Genomic DNA, 17,445 nt, shown 5'->3' with positions numbered 1-17,445 from the left:
GAAACAGGCCCTTGGAGCGGAGGAACGGGCGGCGCACCCACAGGCACTGACACAAGCACCGGCGACGGCGCAACCACTGGCGCTAACTCTGGAGCAGCCACAGGCACGGGCGCTGGCACTGGCACTGAAGCAAGCGCCGGTGCAGTCTCAGTCGGGGATACCAGCACCGTGAACGGGACAGGCTCCCATTCCGGGGCCGGGAACTTTGTCTTCACCGGTCCAGTGTCCGCTTCGACCCTGCGCAAGCTCGCCTGCGACGCCGACATCATCCCCGCAGTCCTGGGCACCGAGGGCGAGATCCTGGACCTGGGACGCAAGACCCGCCTCTTCACCCCGGTCCAACGCCTCGCCCTCATTGCCCGCGATCAAGGCTGCACCTTCCCCAACTGCACCATTCCCGCACCGTGGTGCGAAGCACACCACATCACCTACTGGTCCAACGGCGGACCCACAACTACCAGCAACGGCGCACTTCTCTGTTCAGCGCACCACCACCTCGTACACAAAGAACAATGGATTATCACGTCCCGCCACGGCACACCCTGGTTCACGCCACCGCCACACATCGACCCCCAACAAAAACCACAACAGAACCACTACTTCAGACCACCCCCGCCACCGCGAACACAGCGGGTGTGAGAGGACTCATAACCCTGACCTGTTCGATAAACCGGGGGCAACGATTCATGTTTCCCGATAGTGTCTGTCTCGGTGTTCCTCCAGATAATCTGCAGTTCACACCCACGGATGAAAGAACCCTCATGCGCACGTCAGCAGCTACCGTCTGGCAAGTTGTCCACTCCGAGAGGCGCCAACCTGCCGCTGATCTGTCGGATTTGCCCGGTGAACAGTGGGCACGTCTGGGAACTATCCATGGCACGCCATCGTCCGGGCGCTCTCCTACCAACTGCGCACCCTGTTTCTTTCGGCGGAGGACGCGACCGTGCCGCGGGCTTCCTGCTGATCGACCGAAGTACCCGAGCAACCTGGCGAAGGGAGACGAGGTCGAGGCCGACCCTCTCGATTTGCTGCTCACAGTCTCCGTGCGCCGGGTTACCCATGAGAGACTCGACGGCAGCGGTGCCTCCCGTCTGATCCGGGCAGCCGCTGGCACGTCGGCCTCGCGTGAGCGTCGCCGGTGAGCACTGGCCGCGAGAATGTAGGGGGACGTCATTGAAAAGCGAACACTTATGGCACATGGTCCAAGCTGAGCGGACCGCCCTGGCAGAAGACCTGGAGAGCCTCACCGCAGAGCAGTGGCAGCACCCCACTCTGTGTTCGCAGTGGGATGTCGAGCAAGTTCTCGCCCACCTCACGGCCGCCGCGAGTTTGAACCAGTGGCAGTGGCTCCGCAGCATACTCGGTGCGCGTTTCCGGCCCGACGTCCATAATCAGCGCAGGCTGGCCGAGCATCGCGGCAGGACGCCGGCCGAGACGCTAGAGCGCTTCCGCGCCATACTCGGCAGTACCAAAGCGCCCTCAGGCCACCTTGCGGCCTACCTCGGCGAAGTTGTGGTGCATGCCCAAGACATCCGCCAACCGCTGGGACTTCCCCGGCGGCCGAGCGTTGAGGCGTTGACCGTCGTAGCCGATTTTTATGCTGGACGCGACTTCACCGTGAAAAGCGGCACACTTGCGGCCGGCCTGCAGTTACGCGCTGATGATGGCTCGTTCGCCGCGGGCACCGGCCCGATGGTCACCGGTTCAACCCTCGCCCTGGTAATGGGCATGGCCGGCCGCAAGCCTTACCTGGACGAGCTTGCCGGCCCCGGCTTGCCCATCCTCCGGTCGCGGACCTAAGCGGCGCAACTCGGCCTGCCACCGACTGAGGACACGGATTGATCAGCAAGACGGCGTCCGGCGCCCTGGAAACCCTCGGGGGCGTTTGCCACAAAGAGGCGCACCAACCACCACAGTTCCGTCCAGCTCATCAGAGTGGACGGCGCGGACAGTGAACCCTGCCCCAGCCACAATCCCGGCTGTCCGCCCGGACTGCAGTCCACTGGTCTCGATCAGCAGGTGCCCGTCAGGCAAAAGCCATTCGCTGGCCTCTGCTGCCACGCGACGGTGGAAGTCCAAACCGTCGTCGCCGCCGTCGAGCGCTGCCCGTGACTCATGGAGGCGCGCTTCGGGCGGCATTGTCTTTATCGCCTCTGTGGGGACATAAGGCGCGTTGACGGCGAGGATCCGCACCCGTCCCTGAAGTCCCGGCGGCAGGGCTGCGAACAGGTCACCCTGATATACGCGGCCACCCACGGCGTCCACATTGCGGCGGGCACAGTTCACTGCGGCAGGATCAATATCGGCTGAGTGCAGTTCCGCCTCCGGGTACAGCCGGGCAATAGCCGTACCCACCGCGCCCGACCCGCAGCAAAGGTCGACAACAACAGGGGGCGGTGACAACGGCCGGTCGCGCTGCAGCAGGCTTACCGCCTGGTGAACCAGCAGTTCAGTCCTGCGCCGTGGCACAAAAACTCCCGGGTCCACGGCGATCCGTTCCCCGCAGAAGTCCGCCCACCCAAGAATGTGTTCCAGTGGCATGCCGGACATGCGGCGGTCCACCCATTCGGCGAGGGCTTCGGAGTCCGGCGCCTCGGCTACCAGCAGCTGCGCTTCGTCTTCCGCGAAAACGCAGCCGGCTGCCCGCAGGGCGGACACAATGGGAGCAAGGGCATGGGGCGCGGCCGTTGCATCGTCAACTGGCATTCATCATCCCTTCCCGAGGGCCTGCAGCCAACAGCGTGACTGCAGGCCCATGCTAGTGGGCAGGTGCACCGCAAAGCATCCGTTTGTTGGCAGGATGGACCCATGACTTTGCCTGCGCAGCAGCCCGTTATTTGGACCGGCACCTACACGCCCGACGGAGGAGGCCATGCTGACGGCATCGGCGCCCTGGCCGCTAAGCCCGACGGAAGCCTTGAACGGCTGGGGACTGCGGCGAAAACGGACTCGCCGTCGTTCGTTGCCGTTCACCCCACCCTGCCCGTGGTCTACGCAGTGGCCGAACAGCGCAAAATGGTTCGGGCTTTCCGCCGCTCAGGCGACTACGGGCTGGAGCCCCTCGGCGATCCGCAACCCGCCGGAGAAGCAACGTGCCATGTCGCTGTGGACCGGCAGGGCCGCTTCGTCACCGTAACCTGCTGGGGCGACGGGCAGGTCCTGCTCTTCGAACTGGATGCCGACGGCGGAATGACCGGCCGTCTCCCTGCTGCACCGTCGGTGGATCCACACGCGGGCCTGGGTACAGGTGAGCCCCGACAGAGCCGCGCCCACGCAAGCCTGATGCTGGCGGACGGACGCATCATGACGACGGATCTGGGCCACGACACCCTTCGGGTGTGGAACTACGTGCCGGGCACCGGGCTGGTGGCTGACCACGAAGTTGTCCTCCCCTTCGGCAGTGGCCCCCGGCACCTGGTGCAGCACCAGAACGGAAACGTGTTCGTGGTGTCCGAGTACTCCGTTGAAGTATTCGTCGTGAGGCCGGAAGCGGGGGTATTCGAGCTGGTCTTCCGCGGTCCGGCAACCTCGGGCCGCAGCCTGCCGGACGACTCCGGCGCGGAAATCTGCCTCGGCTTCCAAGGTTCCTATGCGTACGTGGGCGTTCGCGGCTCCAATATCATCAGCGTCCTCAAGGTTGGTGCCGGCGGGACGGAACTGATTCCCGTCAAGGACTCGCCCAGCGGGGGGAACTGGCCTCGTCACCACCTGGTGCGGGGGAACTGGCTCCACGTGGCCCACGAGCGGTCCGACAACGTGGCCACCTTTGCCCTGGACGCCGTCACGGGCTGCCCGGGAGACGTTGTTCACAACCTGCGTACCCCCTCGCCAACCGCCCTGGTGCCTTCAATCTAGTCGCCCCCGGCTGGGCACTGGGAAGGGCTGGTGAAGACTGCCGGATAGGCACTGCCGGGCGGCGTCCGGAGCAGGTCCGCTACACATGCACGGCCAGTCGAGTATGCGGCGCAGGGCTGCCGAATGAGCACTGCCGGGCAGCCACTGGACGGAGGGCCGCTGCCAATTACAGGTGAGCACTGAAAGGCGACAGCCCGGGGCAGCGCTGCCGTTTAGGCCCTGCCGCTTGAGCCCTCCCGGCCCGCCTCTGAGGCGGGCCGTTGAGCGGGACATACGCCAGGCGGCCACCTACGCCATCGCACAATCACTGGAGTTATTCGGTGCAAGCGCTTACAGTTGTGATGTGCCTCACGGAAAGGCTGGCTTTCCCGTGAACCGCACTCATCATTGCCGCCTGTTACCCCGGCAAGCCTGAACAGCAGCGACGCTCCCAGGAAGGTCTCACCCCTTGTTATTCCGCACCCATTCCGGCGGGCCCTCGCGCGCCCGCAGATCAGCCGCTTCTCCACCCGTCCCACCGTCCCAGGCCGAGCGGGCCGACCGCACCGACCGGGCCGGCACCACCGCCCGCATCACGACCAAAACAACCGCCAAAGCAACCGCCTTCCGTTCAGCCGCGGGGCTGCTGGCGGCCGCCGTCGCAGTTTCAGCGGCAGTCCTCCCCGCCCAAGCCGCACCCGGCCCGAAAGACCCGGGCCCGGCGTCGGCCTTCCACTCGCTCCGCGCTCCCGTCACGGACGAGAACTTCTACTTCGTCATGGCCGACCGCTTCAGCAACGGCAGCGCCGCGAACGACGACGGCGGGCTGGGCGGCGACCCCATGGTGTCCGGCTTCGACCCCACCAGGAAGGGTTTCTACAACGGCGGAGACCTGGCCGGCCTGCTGGAGAAGATCGACTACATCCAGGGCCTCGGCACCACCTCCATCTGGCTCACCCCCAGCTTCAAGAACAAGGCGGTCCAGCCCGAGGACAAGTCGGCCGGGTACCACGGGTACTGGATCACCGACTTCACGCAGATCGATCCGCACCTCGGCACCAACGATGAACTGAAGGCCCTCATCGACGAGGCCCACGCCCGCGGCATGAAGGTTTACTTCGACATCATCACCAACCACACGGCGGATGTCATCGGCTATGAAGGAGGCGCCCGCAAGGGTTACGCCTCCAAGGACGACGTTCCGTACAAGACCGCGGACGGCGAGGTGTTCGACGACCGCGACTACGCCGGCTCGGAAAGCTTCCCTGAGCTCGACCCGGAAACTTCCTTCCCCTACATCCCGGTCCTGGAGGGCGGCGAGGAGGACCTGAAGGTTCCCGCCTGGCTGAACGACCCCACGCTGTACCACAACCGGGGCGACACAACCTTCGTGGGCGAGGACGCCTACTACGGCGACTTCTTCGGCCTGGACGACCTGTTCACCGAGCACCCCACCGTGGTGGACGGCATGAAGGACATCTACAAGACCTGGATCGGCGACTTTGGCGTTGACGGTTTCCGCATCGACACCATGAAGCACGTCAACAACGAGTTCTGGCAGGAGTTCGGCCCGGACGTCCTCAGCTACGCCAAAGCCCAGGGCAAGGACGAGTTCTTCATGTTCGGCGAAGTCTTCGACACCACCAAGAGCTTCACCTCCCAGTACACAACCCGGAACCGGATGCAGGCCGTCCTGGACTTCCCCTTCCAGGACGCCGCCCGCAGCTTCGCCTCCAAGAGCCAGGACGCCCGCACGCTGGAGGCGTTCTTCGCCGGAGATGACTGGTACACGGACGCGGACTCGAACGTCTACCAGTTGCCAACGTTCCTCGGGAACCATGACATGGGCCGCATCGGCAGCTTCATCGCCGCTGACAACCCCGGATCGTCCGACGCCGAACAGGTGGCACGCGACCAGCTAGCCCACGAGCTGATGTACTTCTCCCGCGGCAACCCGGTCATCTACTACGGTGACGAGCAGGGCTTCACCGGCCCCGGCGGGGACCAGGACGCCCGCCAGACGCTGTTCGCCAGCCAGGTGCCGGAGTACCTCGACGACAACCTTCTGGGCACGGATGCCACGCACGCCACCGACAACTTCAACACCGGGCACCCGCTGTACCGCAAGATCAGCGAGCTGGCCGCCCTCACCAGCGAGCACCCGGCCCTGCGCGACGGCGCACACCAGCACCGGTACGCCTCCGAAGGCCAGGGGATCTACGCCTTCTCCCGCACGGACGCAGGAGACCAGCGCGAGTACGTGGTGGCCCTGAACAACAGCGAACAGGCGCAGACCGCTGAGGTTCCCACTTATGTTGGCAAGCGCAACTACACCCGCATCTACGGAGACGCTGCGGCTGAAACCAAGACGTCCGAGGCCGGCACGCTGACGGTTACGGTCCCGCCGCTCTCCGCCGTGGTGTACCAGTCGTCCGGGCGGATCCCGCACTCCAAGGCCGCGCCCGCCGTCGCCCTCCAGGACCCGGCAGCGGCTCCCGGTGACAACGGGCGCCTCAAGGTGACGGCCGACGTCGGCGGTTCTTCGTTCTACGAGGTCACCTTTGAGGCCAGGACAGCAGGCGGCGAGTGGGTGCCCATCGGCACTGACGACACCGCCCCGTACCAGGTGTTCCATGACGTGGCGGGGCTGGACTCCGGGACACCCGTCGACTACCGCGCCACTGTTTTGGACAACGGCGGGCACACCGCCACCTCGCAGCCACGCACGGCGAGCGTGCCGGCTCCCATCGTGACGCTGGACAAGCCCGCAGAGGGCAGCAGCGCCGAGGGCCAGGTGGAGCTGAGTGCCACCGTGGACCCCGAGAAGGCAAGCCACACAGTTACCTTCGAACGAAGCGTCGCGGACGGCGCCTGGACCGAGGTGTCCACGGATGATTCCTCGCCCGTGTACTCGGCAAAGGACGACGTCTCCGGGCTCGATGACGGCACCAAGGTGGGCTACCGGGCCTCCTTGAGCGGGCCCGGCTTCAGCGTGGTTAGCGAAACCCGGACCGTGACGGTGGGCGAAGCACCGCAGCCCGATTCCGTGACGGTGGCCGGTTCCCTGAACCAGGCAATGGGTTGCGCTGAACCTTGGGACCCGGCCTGTTCCCAGGCAATGATGGCACTCGACCCCGCGGACAAGATCTGGCGCCTTACGGTGGACCTTCCCAAGGGACAGTACGAATACAAGGCAGCGCTGAACGGCGGCTGGGACGAGAACTACGGTGCAGGCGGCGCCCTCAACGGGCAAAACATCACGCTGGACCATCCCGGCGGCCCCGTGACGTTCCGCTACGACAACAGCACCCACCTGCTCAGCGCCGTCTATGCCTCCCAGCAGCCGGGTGCCGTCGCGGCTGCCGGGAGCATGAACAGTGAGCTTGGCTGCGGCGCAGACTGGGAGCCTGCCTGCGACCAGGCACAGCTTCAGCTCGATCCGGCTGACCTCGTGTGGAAGCTGTCCGCTCCGGCCCTGCCCGCCGGCACCTATGAATTCAAGGCCGCCCTGGACCGGTCATGGAATGTCAGCTACGGCGCGGGCGGCGCGTCGCCCGGTGCCAACATCGTGTTCGAGCACGGCGGCGGCCCGGCCACCTTCCGCTACGACCATTTCACCCACGTGATCACGGCCGGCTAGCGGAACCACAAAAACGCGGGGTCGCGTCGCACCCGTTCCGGAGCATCGGACGGGCGCAACGTGGCCCCGCGTTTTTTGTGTGCGGCAACAAGGTGTTGGCGGCACAGGCTGCTGGCGGTCAGTTAGCTGTGCAGGGCCCCTTCAACCGCTGCCAGCAGCGTGTTAAAGCGCGGGTTGGCGGGAAGATCGTCAAGGAACACCGGCTTGCCATCCGGCCCGCCGAGCGGAACCTGCCAGTTCGGATACAGCGCTTCGGTGGTGCCGGGCTGGTTCTGGACCCGCCGCTCCCCCACCGCGTCCACAAGGGCAACACCCAGCAGGACCGACGGCGTCTGGGTGAGCAGGAGGTGCAGCGCCTCGATGGTCTGCTCTTCCGTCTCCGCCTGCCCGCCCGCGGTTGCCCCGGGCAGGTAGCCACGTTCCCGGACCAGGGCGAGCATCTTCTCCAGGGACGCGTTGTGCTCGGCACGCTCCTCCGCCTCGGAGCGCTCCAGCAAACCCAAGCCGCTGCGCAGCGCCACGTGGTCACCGGCGAGGTAGCCGGCCGTGGGCGGAAGGTCGTGGGTGTTGACGCTGGCGAGGGCCTGCGTCCGGTACTTTTCGGGCGCAAGGGGGGAGTCGCCGTCGTACTCGAACCACAGGATGGACGTACCAAGGATGCCGCGGGCAGCCAGATAGTCGCGCACCCACGGCTCGAAGGTGCCAAGGTCCTCGCCAATGACCACGGCCCCGGCACGCTGCGCCTCCAGGGCGAGGATGCCAATCAGCGCCGCATGGTCGTAGCGCACGTACGCGCCGTCACCCGGGGCATTTCCCACCGGAATCCACCACAGCCGGAACAGGCCCAGGATGTGGTCCACCCGGATCCCGCCCGCATGCCGCAGGACCGTGGCCAGCATGTTCCGGAACGGGATGTAGCCGGCCTCGGCCAGGCGCGCCGGATGCCATGGCGGCTGTCCCCAGTCCTGGCCCTGCTGGTTGTACATGTCAGGGGGCGCGCCCACGCTGGTCGCGGGAGCCAGCACGCCGCGCAGGGTCCAGGCATCGGCGCTGCTGTGGTCCACGCCCACTGCGAGGTCGTGCACCACCCCAAGCCTCATGCCGGAACGCAGCGCAGCCCTCTGGGCCTCTTCGAGCTGCTCATCGCAGATCCACTGCAGCCACCGGTGGAACCCGATCCTGTCTCCCAGCTTTTCCCGCAGCGCCTCGGCCTCCGGGGTGCCCAGCGCGCAGGCGGGATCGGTCCACAACGGGTCATCCGGCGCGAGGTCCTCCCGGATGGCGGACCACAGCGCGAAATCGTCCAGTCCCTGGCCGGAGATCCGGCAGAACTCATCGAAGGCGGCCTGCCTGGCCGGGGAGCGGCGTGCGTGGTAGAGCATTTCCAGGGCCTGCAGCTTAGCCGCGTAGACGGCGTTCCGGTCCAGCCGCGCGCCGTCCTTGTTCAGCCCGGACACTTCCTCACGGAGCTTCTCCACCGCGGCGCGCCGGCGCGGCTTCAGGTATGCCACTTCGGGAACAGCTTCGATGCGGATGTAGAGCGGGTTGAAGAACCGGCGTGTGGACGGCGAGTACGGCGACGGCTGCACCGGCGGCACGGGTTCGGCCGCATGCAGCGGGTTGACCAGCACATAGTCGGCCCCGCGTTCGCCGCTGATGGCGGCGAGGTCGGCGAGGTCGGCGAAGTCACCGATCCCCCAGGAGCGCCTGGACCGGACGGAATACAGCTGTGTGGCCAGCCCCCAGCCGCGGCGCTGTTCGAGCGGCTGCGCGGTGGTGAGCTGGCGCGGCGTCACCACCAGGGTGGCCTCCGCGGTCACGTCACCGGCCTGGGCGTTCAGGGTATGCCAGCCGAGGGGCAGGTCCTGCGGGAGGGCGAAGGTCATACGGCGGGTGGCCACCCCGTCGACATCCCGGGGCTGTTCCCGGACGTCCTCCTGGACGGCGTCAACAGAGCCGGCCCCGCCTTCAAGGGCGATGCCCAGCTTAACTGCAACGCCATCGCGCACATGGACCGGGACCAGCGCGGGTTCACCCTGCTGGATGACGACGGCGGGCGGCAGCATCCGCCGCCAGGGGGCCAGTTCAGCTTCCGCCAGCGCGGCCTCGATGGCCTGGTTCGTGTCCGCCCGTACCCCCAAGGCAGCCAGGACCTTGACCAGCGTCTCTTCTGCCACCGTGTGCGGCAGGCCGTCCCAGCCCTGGAAGGAGGTGCCCACGCCGTGCGCATCTGCCAGTTTCTGGAGCAAATGGGGGTCCACGGCCAGGCCGGCAGCAGCCCCGCCCGCCGCGGGCGAAAGCCCGGGAGGGTCTGTTGGCATCCCTGGTTGCTGTGGGTGCTGCTGGTCTGAAGCCGTCATGCGTGTCCGCCTCGTCTGGTGTGATGCCGCCCGAACTTACAGTGCTGCCTGTTGCACCGGGCGCCTGCACCCCCGCGCACAACCGATTGGTTCAGATTATTGCAGGGCGGCGCACAGACGAAACCAGGCCCGGGATTACAGGCGCGGGCAAGTCCACACTCCCAAGGTTGCACGCGGCCGCCACAATTCGTCATCCCGGGCAGCCGCGTTACCCCGTGCGACGAAAAGCTAAGGACTATGGCGTACGTCTGCCCTGCTTCCGGGAAGCTGTGTAGCCTCGTGACGGTCGAGGGGACGCGTGGCAGCGCGGCGGAAGGAGACCGGGATGAGCCTCAGTGAACTGCGGGTGTTTGGGCGGTCGGGTACCCCCGTCAGCCCACTCACATTGGGAACCATGAACTTCGGCGAAGGCAACGGCGGCCCGCACGGCGCCCCGACCGGGGCTGAGGAAAGCATCCGCATCATCCATGCGGCGCTGGATGCCGGGATCACCGCCGTCGACACCGCGGACGTCTACTCCCAGGGTGAATCCGAACAGGTGGTGGGCCGCGCACTTCGCGGGCGCCGCGACGACATTTTCCTGGCCACCAAGTTCCACGGCCAGATGAGCCCCAACCCGGCCCACTCCGGGAACTCGCGCCGCTGGATCACCCAGGCTGTGGAGGGCAGCCTCCGGCGGCTGCAGACGGACCGGATTGATCTGTACCAGGCGCACCGGCCGGACTACAACACCGACGTGCTGGAAACCATCACCACGCTCAACGACCTGATCCGGCAGGGCAAGATCCTCTACTACGGCACCTCCGTCTTCACACCAGCGCAACTGGTGGAGGCGCAGTGGCTGGCCACCACCAACCACCTGATTCCGCCGCTGGGCAACCAGGTGCCGTACTCCATGCTGGTACGCGGCACCGAACGCGACGTGCTGCCCATCGCCCAGCAATACGGGCTGGGGGTCCTGGCGTACGGTCCCCTGGCCGGAGGCTGGTTGTCCGGCAGCTTCTCCCCTGAACCGGGGAAGGCGCCCACCCGGGTCCACTCGCTCCCGGGCCGCTACGACATGACCGGTCCCGCCAGCGAGCGGAAGCTCCTGGCCGCCGATGCCCTGGCGCGGCTGGCCGACAAGCTGGAACTGTCGCTGGTGGACCTTGCCGTCGGCTTCGCCCTGACGCACCCGGCCATCAGCAGCGTGATTATCGGCCCCCGCAGCGAGGAGCACCTGCGGGCCTACGTGCAGGCCTCGCAGGTCCGGCTCAGCGAGTCCGTCCTCGACGCCATTGATGACGTGGTGCCACCAGGTACCAACTTCGTGGAGCGGGACGCGGGCGCCATCGTCCCCTCGCTTGAGTTCGCGGAACTCCGACGGCGGTAACCACCCCTCCGCGGACCTCACCGGGGTGCCACGGCAGGGCCAGGACGACGTCCAGAATCGATGCTTCGAGTGCCGTCACCGGAGCTCTTGACGCCACGGCACAGGAGTCCTAGCGTCAATACCGATATCCCTTTTACCCGGAAACCAGGGGCATCCCATGCCAATGTCCGAAGAGGAACGGCGGCTGCTCAAGGAGCTGGAGCTGGGGCTGATCGCCGACGACCCCCACCTGGCCATGGAGCTGCTCTCCGGCTACCCCGCGCCCCGGTTCAGGGCGGACCTATTTTTCGGTGCCCTCGCGGGCCTGACCGGGCTGGCGCTGCTCATCGCCGGCGCCAGCGGCCGCATTGTTGCCCTCCTGGCCCTGGGGCTTTCACTCGTGGGGCTGGGCACCGGCCTGCTGCTGGGCAAGTTTTTTCCCGGGCGAAGAAGGGGACCGGAGCGGCCCGCGGGCTGACCGCCCCGGCGTCAGGACAAAGAGGCTGAAAAGGACGACGGCGGCGCCAAGCCAGCCATGCGGCGGCAACCGCTCCCCCACCACCAGGACCGCCAGACCAGCGGCCACCACCGTTTCAAGCAGGGAAATCCCGGTGGCGGTGCTGGCCCGGATCCTGGCCAGGCCCCATCCAAAGAGGACGTACCCGGCGAACATCGGCACCAGGGCCATGTAGGCGCCCACCGAGAAATTGACCCATGACTCAACAAGGGGCCGGCCGGTGACTGCCAGCACGGGCATCAACAGCAGTCCGCCGAGACCAAAGACTGCCCCCATGGCCGCCCGCGATGACAGCCCGCCTCCGATCAGGCGGTGGGCTGCCCAGGAATACAAGGCATAGGTGGCGCCAGCCAGTAGCCCCAGGGCAATCCCGGCCAGGGATGTCCAGGAACCGCCCGGGGAACCGGCCGGCGCGTGCCCGGCGAAGGACAGCAGGGCAGCGCCCGAGACGCCGAGCAGGGCTCCCGCCATCCACCGGCGGGTGAGGTGTTTGCCGTCGGCGAAGCGCTCGATGAGCGCGGCTGCCACCGGCGCGGAACCGATGGACACCACCGTTCCCACCGCCACGCCTGAAAGCCGCATGGAGCTGTAGAAGGCCAGCGGATAGACGGCCACCGCCGCCGCGCCCAGGGCCACCAAACGCCAGCGGTCCAGCAGGCCCGGCCACTGCCCGGTCATTGCGTTGGTGGCGTACAGCGCCTGCAGCAGGCCCCCGATTCCCATGGCCACCGCGCCGACGGCCAGCGGGCTCACGGACGGCGCAAACGTGGCAGCAGTGCCTGTGGTGCCCCACAGCACGGAAGCCGCCACCACGCACAAAGCGCCCCAGAGCGGCGCGTTGGCCGAACCGGCCGCCGGTTTCACACGTCCGCCAGCAGCCGGGCAGCGATGGTCCGGCATTCTTTCAGGCACGCGTCATTGCCCTCAAGCCCGGCCCGGGCCATGGCACCCTCCAGGAGGAAGGCCAGCTGCCGAGCCAGTCCTGCGGCGCGGCCATCGCCCGCCGGGAGCAGCTCGGCCACGTGCCGTGACAGGAGCGCCTCAACCTCTTCCTTGTGCTTCCGGACCGCCAGCCGCCCCGGCGCACCTGCCGGCAGTTCCGCTGCCGCATTAAGCAGTCCGCATCCACGAAACCCGTTGGGGTAGGCGGCGTTGGCATGGTCCGCATAGGCGTCAACAACGGCCAGCACCCGCTCGCGCGGATCCCTGGCCTCCTCCAGCCGCCTGCTGTACAGCCCCAGCCATTCCGCATGCCGGGCCTCAAGGTACGCCGCCACCAGCTCGGCCTTGGAAGCAAAATTGTTGTAGAGGCTCTTCTTGGCCACACCGGCTTCGGTGGTGATGGTGTCGATGCCGGTGGCGGCCACGCCCTGCGCATAGAAGAGCCGCGCCGCAGCGTCAAGCAGCAGCGCGCGGGCCGGACGCTTCGGCGGCGCAGGTGTGTGCGCAACGTTATTCCTGGCGGACAAAAGGCCTCCTTCATAGACACAGAGTAGGTAGGTCAGTCTACCTACAAATTGGTGGGGAATATCCGAAGCCCCCGTTCTGTTGTTGCTCTGTTCAGGATGAACTGCATCCAGCCGACAGGAGAACGCACCAATGTCAGTTGACTATGACGCTCCCCGGGTGACGCCCGAGGAAGAGCCAAACAGCGGCTTCGAGGAGCTGAAAACCGAGAAGTCGGGCCGAAGGGAGGCCATTGCCGACGTCGACGAGACCGAGCTCGCGGACAGCTTCGAACTGCCCGGGGCGGACCTGTCCAACGAGGAGCTGCTGATCCAGGTGGTGCCGGTCCAGGCCGACGAGTTCACCTGCATGTCCTGCTTCCTGGTGCACCATCGCAGCCAGCTCGCCAGGGAAAAGGACGGCAGGAAGTACTGCAAGGAGTGTGAGTCCTAGGGTCGATACAAAGCCACCAGGCTTCGCAGCGATGCCTCAAGGAACTGCCGCTGGGCAGCCAAGGCGCGCAGCGGGTGGCGCTGAACGGCAGAGCTCGCGCACCCAGGAGCGGATCCCCCAAAGAGAGCGCACGCTGGCTTGCCGGACGGGCGCGGGAGCTTGCCGCCCAGCCAGTCCGGGAGCCTGCCGCCCAGCCTGCCTGACAAACACCACTACCCACCCCATCCAACAGCGGGCGCGCTCCGAAACCCTTGGGAGAACTACTCTCCCGAGGGGACGGACGGACGATGGACGAGGTGGACCAGCAGGCCCTGATTGGCGCGGTGATACTGGAACATGGCCTGGACCTGGACCGGCTGTGGCTGGCGCACCTGGCCTTGGGCGGCGACGCCTCGGAACAGGCCATCAGGGACTACAGCGCCGGGCTGGCGGGGCTTCCCGTCACGGACCGTGACGCACTGGCGCAGGCGGTCAACGAGCATTGCGTCGAAGCAGGCCTGCCGGCCCGGGCACCGTTGAGCGGCTCTCCCCTGGTCCAGGCACACACCGGCCCACGGGGACCCGGCCTATCCATGTAGGCGCCGGGAGCATTCCGGACCACCTCCGGGGAAGGCTTATGGTGTCAACCATGACAGACGCCCACCCACGCTCAGGAACAGTCCGCCGGAGTACGGTGCGTTGCGGGCCACGATGATCCTGGACGAGGAGCCCCGGCTGGAGGCGGACCCCCGCCGGGAGCTCCGGGAGTTCTTCGAAGCCGTCAGGCTGCGGCCAGCGAGTTAAGCGTGTCCCGGATCCCGTTCAGTGCCGGATCCCGGAGCGACATGAAGGCCGGCTTCAGGAGCGGCTGGATGATCTTGGCGGGTCCCTTGATGCTGAACTCGGCCGTGTACTTCACCACCGAGCCGGCCCCGTTGGGGGTGACGTCGATGGAATCGAAGGAGATGACGGTTTTGTTCTCGCCGCGCAGCTTGATGTGGTTGTCCTTCAGCTCGATGACCTCGTAGACCAGGCTTTGCCGCTTGCCCCGGAACTCGGCTTCGGCGTTGTATTTGTGCCCCACGGCCACCGGCCCCGGCGTGACTTTATCCATGACAGGAGTGTTGGGATCCCACTTGGGGGTGTTCTCGAACTGGCTCAAAAAGGCAAAGGCCTTCTCGGCGGACAATGTGGTTTCCACGCTTCCAGCGACTGTGATCATCACCCCAGTGTAGGAACAGGCCGCCTGCAAACACAGCCCCCGGCCCCCAGCGGCTAGGCCCGGCCTGCGGCACCGGCAGGAAGTGGCCGCAGGGCAGCGGCCATCTTGTAGCACAGCCTTCCCTCCAGCTCCCGGGGCCGGATCCACACCTCGTAGCCTTCCGCAGCCGCGAAAAGCGCCCTGCCGCCGGAAGCATCCGCGGCGATCCATAGGGCTGAAGAATCTTCCATGGCATCGTCCACCGCGCCTGACCGGACCAGCTCAAAGTCCTTGCGGACCTCCACCGGGATGCCGATCAGGCGGCACCAGTCGCTCAACCGGTAACTCTCCATCGTGATCCTTCCTGCAGCGTGGCAAGACGTACCAGAAGACCAGGACCTAACAGGCTTCGAAGTCCGTGAGGACCTTGACCTTGCCCGCGGAGGCGGACGCCGGGTCGAAGGTGTAGCCGATCCATTCCCTGGCGAGCCGGCGCGCGAGTTCGATGCCCACCACGCGCTGGCCCATGGTCAGCACCTGGCAGTCGTTGGACAGGACCGAGCGTTCCACGGAGAAGGAATCGTGCGCCGCAGTGGCCCTGATGCCTTCCACCTTGTTCGCCGCGATGGCCACACCGATTCCGGTGCCGCAGAAGAGGATGGCCCGGTCCGCGGCTCCGTCCCTGATCATCTCGCCCGCCGCGATTCCCACGTACGGGTACGGCCTGGTGAAGTCATCCGGCGCGTCGGAACGGTTGACTCCAATATCGATCACTTCGCTCACCCGGGGATCCTGGCGGAGGTCCTCAAGGACCTTGTCCTTGTAGTCCACCCCCGCTTCGTCAGCGCCTACAACCAGTCTCAGTCCCATGGTCTTTCCTTCAGCGTTCATTGCCGCACTCCAACGGTTTCCCGGGACGCGGCGGCGGTGAGGTGCGGACCCATGATGGTGAAGATCATGGCCAGCGAGGTTGCTCCGGGGTCCGGTGTGCCCAGGCTCTTTTCGGCCAGCGGGCGCGCCCGGCCCTTGAGGGGCAGCAGGCCGGCCGTCGCCTCAGCTGCCGCCGTCGCGGCGCGTGCGGCGTCCTCCCACGCCCGCGCCGGTTCCGCGCCTGCCGCCACCAGGCCGGCGAAGGATGATGCGAACGGCAGCAATGCGTCCACCATGGTCTTGTCGCCTGTCTCGGCTTTGCCCAGCTGCACAATCCGGTCCGCGAAGGCCCTGACCGCCGCCGCGAGCTGTCCGGGCTCCGGTGCCGCGCTGTTGCCCACAGCTTCGCCGAAAGCCCGAAGTCCGGCTCCCCACAGGACGCCGGACGTCCCGCCTGCCTTATCGGCCCAGGCATCACCGGCGGATGCGAGCACATCGCCGGCTCCGGCCCCCTGCCCCAGAGCGGCGGAAGCAGCGGCCGTGGCAGCGTCAATCCCGCGCACCATGCCGCGTCCGTGGTCGCCGTCACCGGCGATTGCGTCCATCCTGCCGAGCCGTTCCTCGGCCTCGTCCAGGAGGGCCTGCGTGGCCTCCAGCGCAGCAAGGCAGGCGGTGGCGTAATCCCGGGAGGGGCCGGTGGCGACGAACGGGGCGGACGTCGCCTCGACGTCGGACGTTCCCCCGTCCGCCACGGGCCCGCCTTCCCGGACGGCGTTGCCGCGGCGGTAGGCGGGCGTGTCCGCCGGGGCAAGCCACAGCGGTTCCAGCTCCCCGTCCAGCCAGGTCACCGTGAGCGAAACCCCAGCCATGTCCAGGCTGGTGACGAGTTCTCCAACTTCCGGCATCACCAGGGTGTACCCGGCTTCCCGGAGCAGCGGGGCCACGGTTCCCCAGAGCACGAACAGTTCCTCATGCTTGGTGGATCCCAGACCGTTGAGGATGACCGCAATCCGGTTGCCTGCTCCGGGCGGGGTTTCCGCCAGCAGGCGTCCCACGAGTTCTTCCCCCAGCGCCTTGGCCGGCGGCAGGTCCGTGTCGAACAGTCCGGGCTCTCCGTGGATGCCCAGCCCTAGCCCCATCTGGCCCTCGGGCAGGGAGAACAGCGGCGTTTCCGCGCCGGGGAAGGTGCAGCCGGAGAACGCGCTGCCGATGGTGCGGGTGCGGTCGTTGGCCTTCCGGCCGAGGCGGACCACCTCGGCGAGGTCCGCGCCGGCCTCGGCGGCGGCGCCCATGACCTTGAAAACGGTGAAGTCACCGGCGATGCCGCGGCGCTTCTCCGATTCCGACGGCGGGGCGCTGGCGATGTCGTCGGTCACCAGGACCTTGTCCACGGCGATGCCCTCCGCCGCCAGGCGTTCGCTGGCCATGCCGAAGTTCATGACGTCTCCGGCGTAGTTTCCGTAGGTGAAGACGACGCCGGCTCCGGACTCCGCTGCCTTGGCCACGGCGTACGCCTGCTGCGCCGAAGGGGACGTGAAGATGTTGCCCACCACGGCGCCGTCGGCGAATCCTGTTCCGATGAGGCCCGCGAAAGCCGGGTAATGCCCGGACCCGCCGCCGGCAAGGACAGCCACCTTGGGCTGCACCGGCCGGAAGCGCCGCACGGCACCGCCGGTCACCTGGCGCACCAGGCCGGAGTGGATGTCGCAGAACCCTGCGAGGGCCTCCTCGGCGAAGTCCGAGGGGTCATTGAAGATTTTCGTCATGTTGAGCTCTCTGCCGTGTGGTCCTTAG

The 17,445-nt window shown here is 67.1% G+C and carries 16 protein-coding genes; 8 read left to right on the top strand and 8 right to left on the bottom strand.

Going from position 1 to position 17,445, the window contains the following annotated elements:
- The first annotated feature begins 222 nt into the window (after window positions 1-222).
- Both HTS88_RS11475 and HTS88_RS11470 read left to right on the top strand, forming a co-directional pair.
- On the top strand, window positions 223-639 hold the full coding sequence (locus tag HTS88_RS11475) for an HNH endonuclease signature motif containing protein (RefSeq protein ID WP_425515559.1): 417 nt from the start codon (window positions 223-225) through the stop codon (window positions 637-639).
- A 558-nt stretch (window positions 640-1,197) separates the two neighbouring features.
- A complete protein-coding gene (locus HTS88_RS11470; protein ID WP_174178435.1) occupies window positions 1,198-1,800 on the top strand; it encodes a maleylpyruvate isomerase family mycothiol-dependent enzyme in 603 nt (200 codons plus the stop codon).
- A gap of 42 nt (window positions 1,801-1,842) precedes the next feature.
- On the opposite strand, the gene HTS88_RS11465 is transcribed toward HTS88_RS11470, so the two are convergent.
- On the bottom strand, window positions 1,843-2,706 hold the full coding sequence (locus HTS88_RS11465) for a putative protein N(5)-glutamine methyltransferase (protein ID WP_174178433.1): 864 nt from the start codon (window positions 2,704-2,706) through the stop codon (window positions 1,843-1,845).
- 102 nt (window positions 2,707-2,808) lie between these two features.
- On the opposite strand from HTS88_RS11465, the gene HTS88_RS11460 reads away from it, so the two are divergent.
- Window positions 2,809-3,855, top strand: a complete 1,047-nt coding sequence (locus HTS88_RS11460; RefSeq protein WP_174178431.1) for a lactonase family protein — start codon at window positions 2,809-2,811, stop codon at window positions 3,853-3,855.
- Window positions 3,856-4,303: 448 nt separating this feature from the next.
- Window positions 4,304-7,474, top strand: a complete 3,171-nt coding sequence (locus HTS88_RS11455) for an alpha-amylase family glycosyl hydrolase (protein WP_174178429.1) — start codon at window positions 4,304-4,306, stop codon at window positions 7,472-7,474.
- A 122-nt stretch (window positions 7,475-7,596) separates the two neighbouring features.
- Here HTS88_RS11455 and malQ read toward each other — a convergent pair whose 3' ends face one another.
- On the bottom strand, window positions 7,597-9,795 hold the full coding sequence (malQ, locus tag HTS88_RS11450; protein WP_246256208.1) for a 4-alpha-glucanotransferase: 2,199 nt from the start codon (window positions 9,793-9,795) through the stop codon (window positions 7,597-7,599).
- Window positions 9,796-10,159: 364 nt separating this feature from the next.
- On the opposite strand from malQ, the gene HTS88_RS11445 reads away from it, so the two are divergent.
- Both HTS88_RS11445 and HTS88_RS11440 read left to right on the top strand, forming a co-directional pair.
- The gene (locus tag HTS88_RS11445) at window positions 10,160-11,206 is read left to right on the top strand and encodes an aldo/keto reductase (protein WP_174178425.1); all 1,047 of its coding nucleotides are present in this window, start codon (window positions 10,160-10,162) and stop codon (window positions 11,204-11,206) included.
- Window positions 11,207-11,363: 157 nt separating this feature from the next.
- A complete protein-coding gene (locus HTS88_RS11440) occupies window positions 11,364-11,663 on the top strand; it encodes a DUF3040 domain-containing protein (RefSeq protein ID WP_246256204.1) in 300 nt (99 codons plus the stop codon).
- On the opposite strand, the gene HTS88_RS11435 is transcribed toward HTS88_RS11440, so the two are convergent.
- On the bottom strand, window positions 11,580-12,566 hold the full coding sequence (locus HTS88_RS11435) for a DMT family transporter (RefSeq protein ID WP_343044941.1): 987 nt from the start codon (window positions 12,564-12,566) through the stop codon (window positions 11,580-11,582). The genes HTS88_RS11440 and HTS88_RS11435 overlap by 84 nt on opposite strands.
- Window positions 12,563-13,171: a TetR/AcrR family transcriptional regulator gene (locus HTS88_RS11430; protein ID WP_174178422.1), complete on the bottom strand. Its 609-nt coding sequence runs from the start codon at window positions 13,169-13,171 to the stop codon at window positions 12,563-12,565. The genes HTS88_RS11435 and HTS88_RS11430 overlap by 4 nt, the downstream gene beginning before the upstream one ends.
- Before the next feature lie 130 nt (window positions 13,172-13,301).
- On the opposite strand from HTS88_RS11430, the gene HTS88_RS11425 reads away from it, so the two are divergent.
- Window positions 13,302-13,601: a DUF4193 domain-containing protein gene (locus HTS88_RS11425; protein WP_174178421.1), complete on the top strand. Its 300-nt coding sequence runs from the start codon at window positions 13,302-13,304 to the stop codon at window positions 13,599-13,601.
- Window positions 13,602-13,888: 287 nt separating this feature from the next.
- Window positions 13,889-14,179: a hypothetical protein gene (locus HTS88_RS11420; RefSeq protein WP_174178419.1), complete on the top strand. Its 291-nt coding sequence runs from the start codon at window positions 13,889-13,891 to the stop codon at window positions 14,177-14,179.
- 182 nt (window positions 14,180-14,361) lie between these two features.
- Here HTS88_RS11420 and HTS88_RS11415 read toward each other — a convergent pair whose 3' ends face one another.
- The 4 genes from HTS88_RS11415 to HTS88_RS11400 are packed head-to-tail and all read right to left on the bottom strand — an operon-like array spanning window position 14,362 to window position 17,417.
- A complete protein-coding gene (locus tag HTS88_RS11415; protein ID WP_174178416.1) occupies window positions 14,362-14,802 on the bottom strand; it encodes an SRPBCC family protein in 441 nt (146 codons plus the stop codon).
- Between the two features lie 53 nt (window positions 14,803-14,855).
- Window positions 14,856-15,134, bottom strand: coding sequence for a hypothetical protein (locus tag HTS88_RS11410; protein WP_174178414.1), 279 nt, complete (start codon window positions 15,132-15,134; stop codon window positions 14,856-14,858).
- 46 nt (window positions 15,135-15,180) lie between these two features.
- Entirely contained in the window at window positions 15,181-15,672 is a 492-nt protein-coding gene (locus tag HTS88_RS11405) for an RpiB/LacA/LacB family sugar-phosphate isomerase (protein ID WP_281359048.1), read from the bottom strand.
- Complete coding sequence (locus tag HTS88_RS11400) at window positions 15,669-17,417, bottom strand: dihydroxyacetone kinase family protein (RefSeq protein WP_174178410.1); 1,749 nt, start codon at window positions 17,415-17,417, stop codon at window positions 15,669-15,671. Before HTS88_RS11400 ends, HTS88_RS11405 begins: the two co-directional genes overlap by 4 nt.
- Between the last annotated feature and the right edge of the window lie 28 nt (window positions 17,418-17,445).

The organism is Pseudarthrobacter oxydans (assembly GCF_013314975.1).
Classification (GTDB): domain Bacteria; phylum Actinomycetota; class Actinomycetes; order Actinomycetales; family Micrococcaceae; genus Arthrobacter; species Arthrobacter oxydans.
Note: the sequence above shows the minus strand (reverse complement) of the source record. Positions and strands in the feature narration are given on the sequence as shown.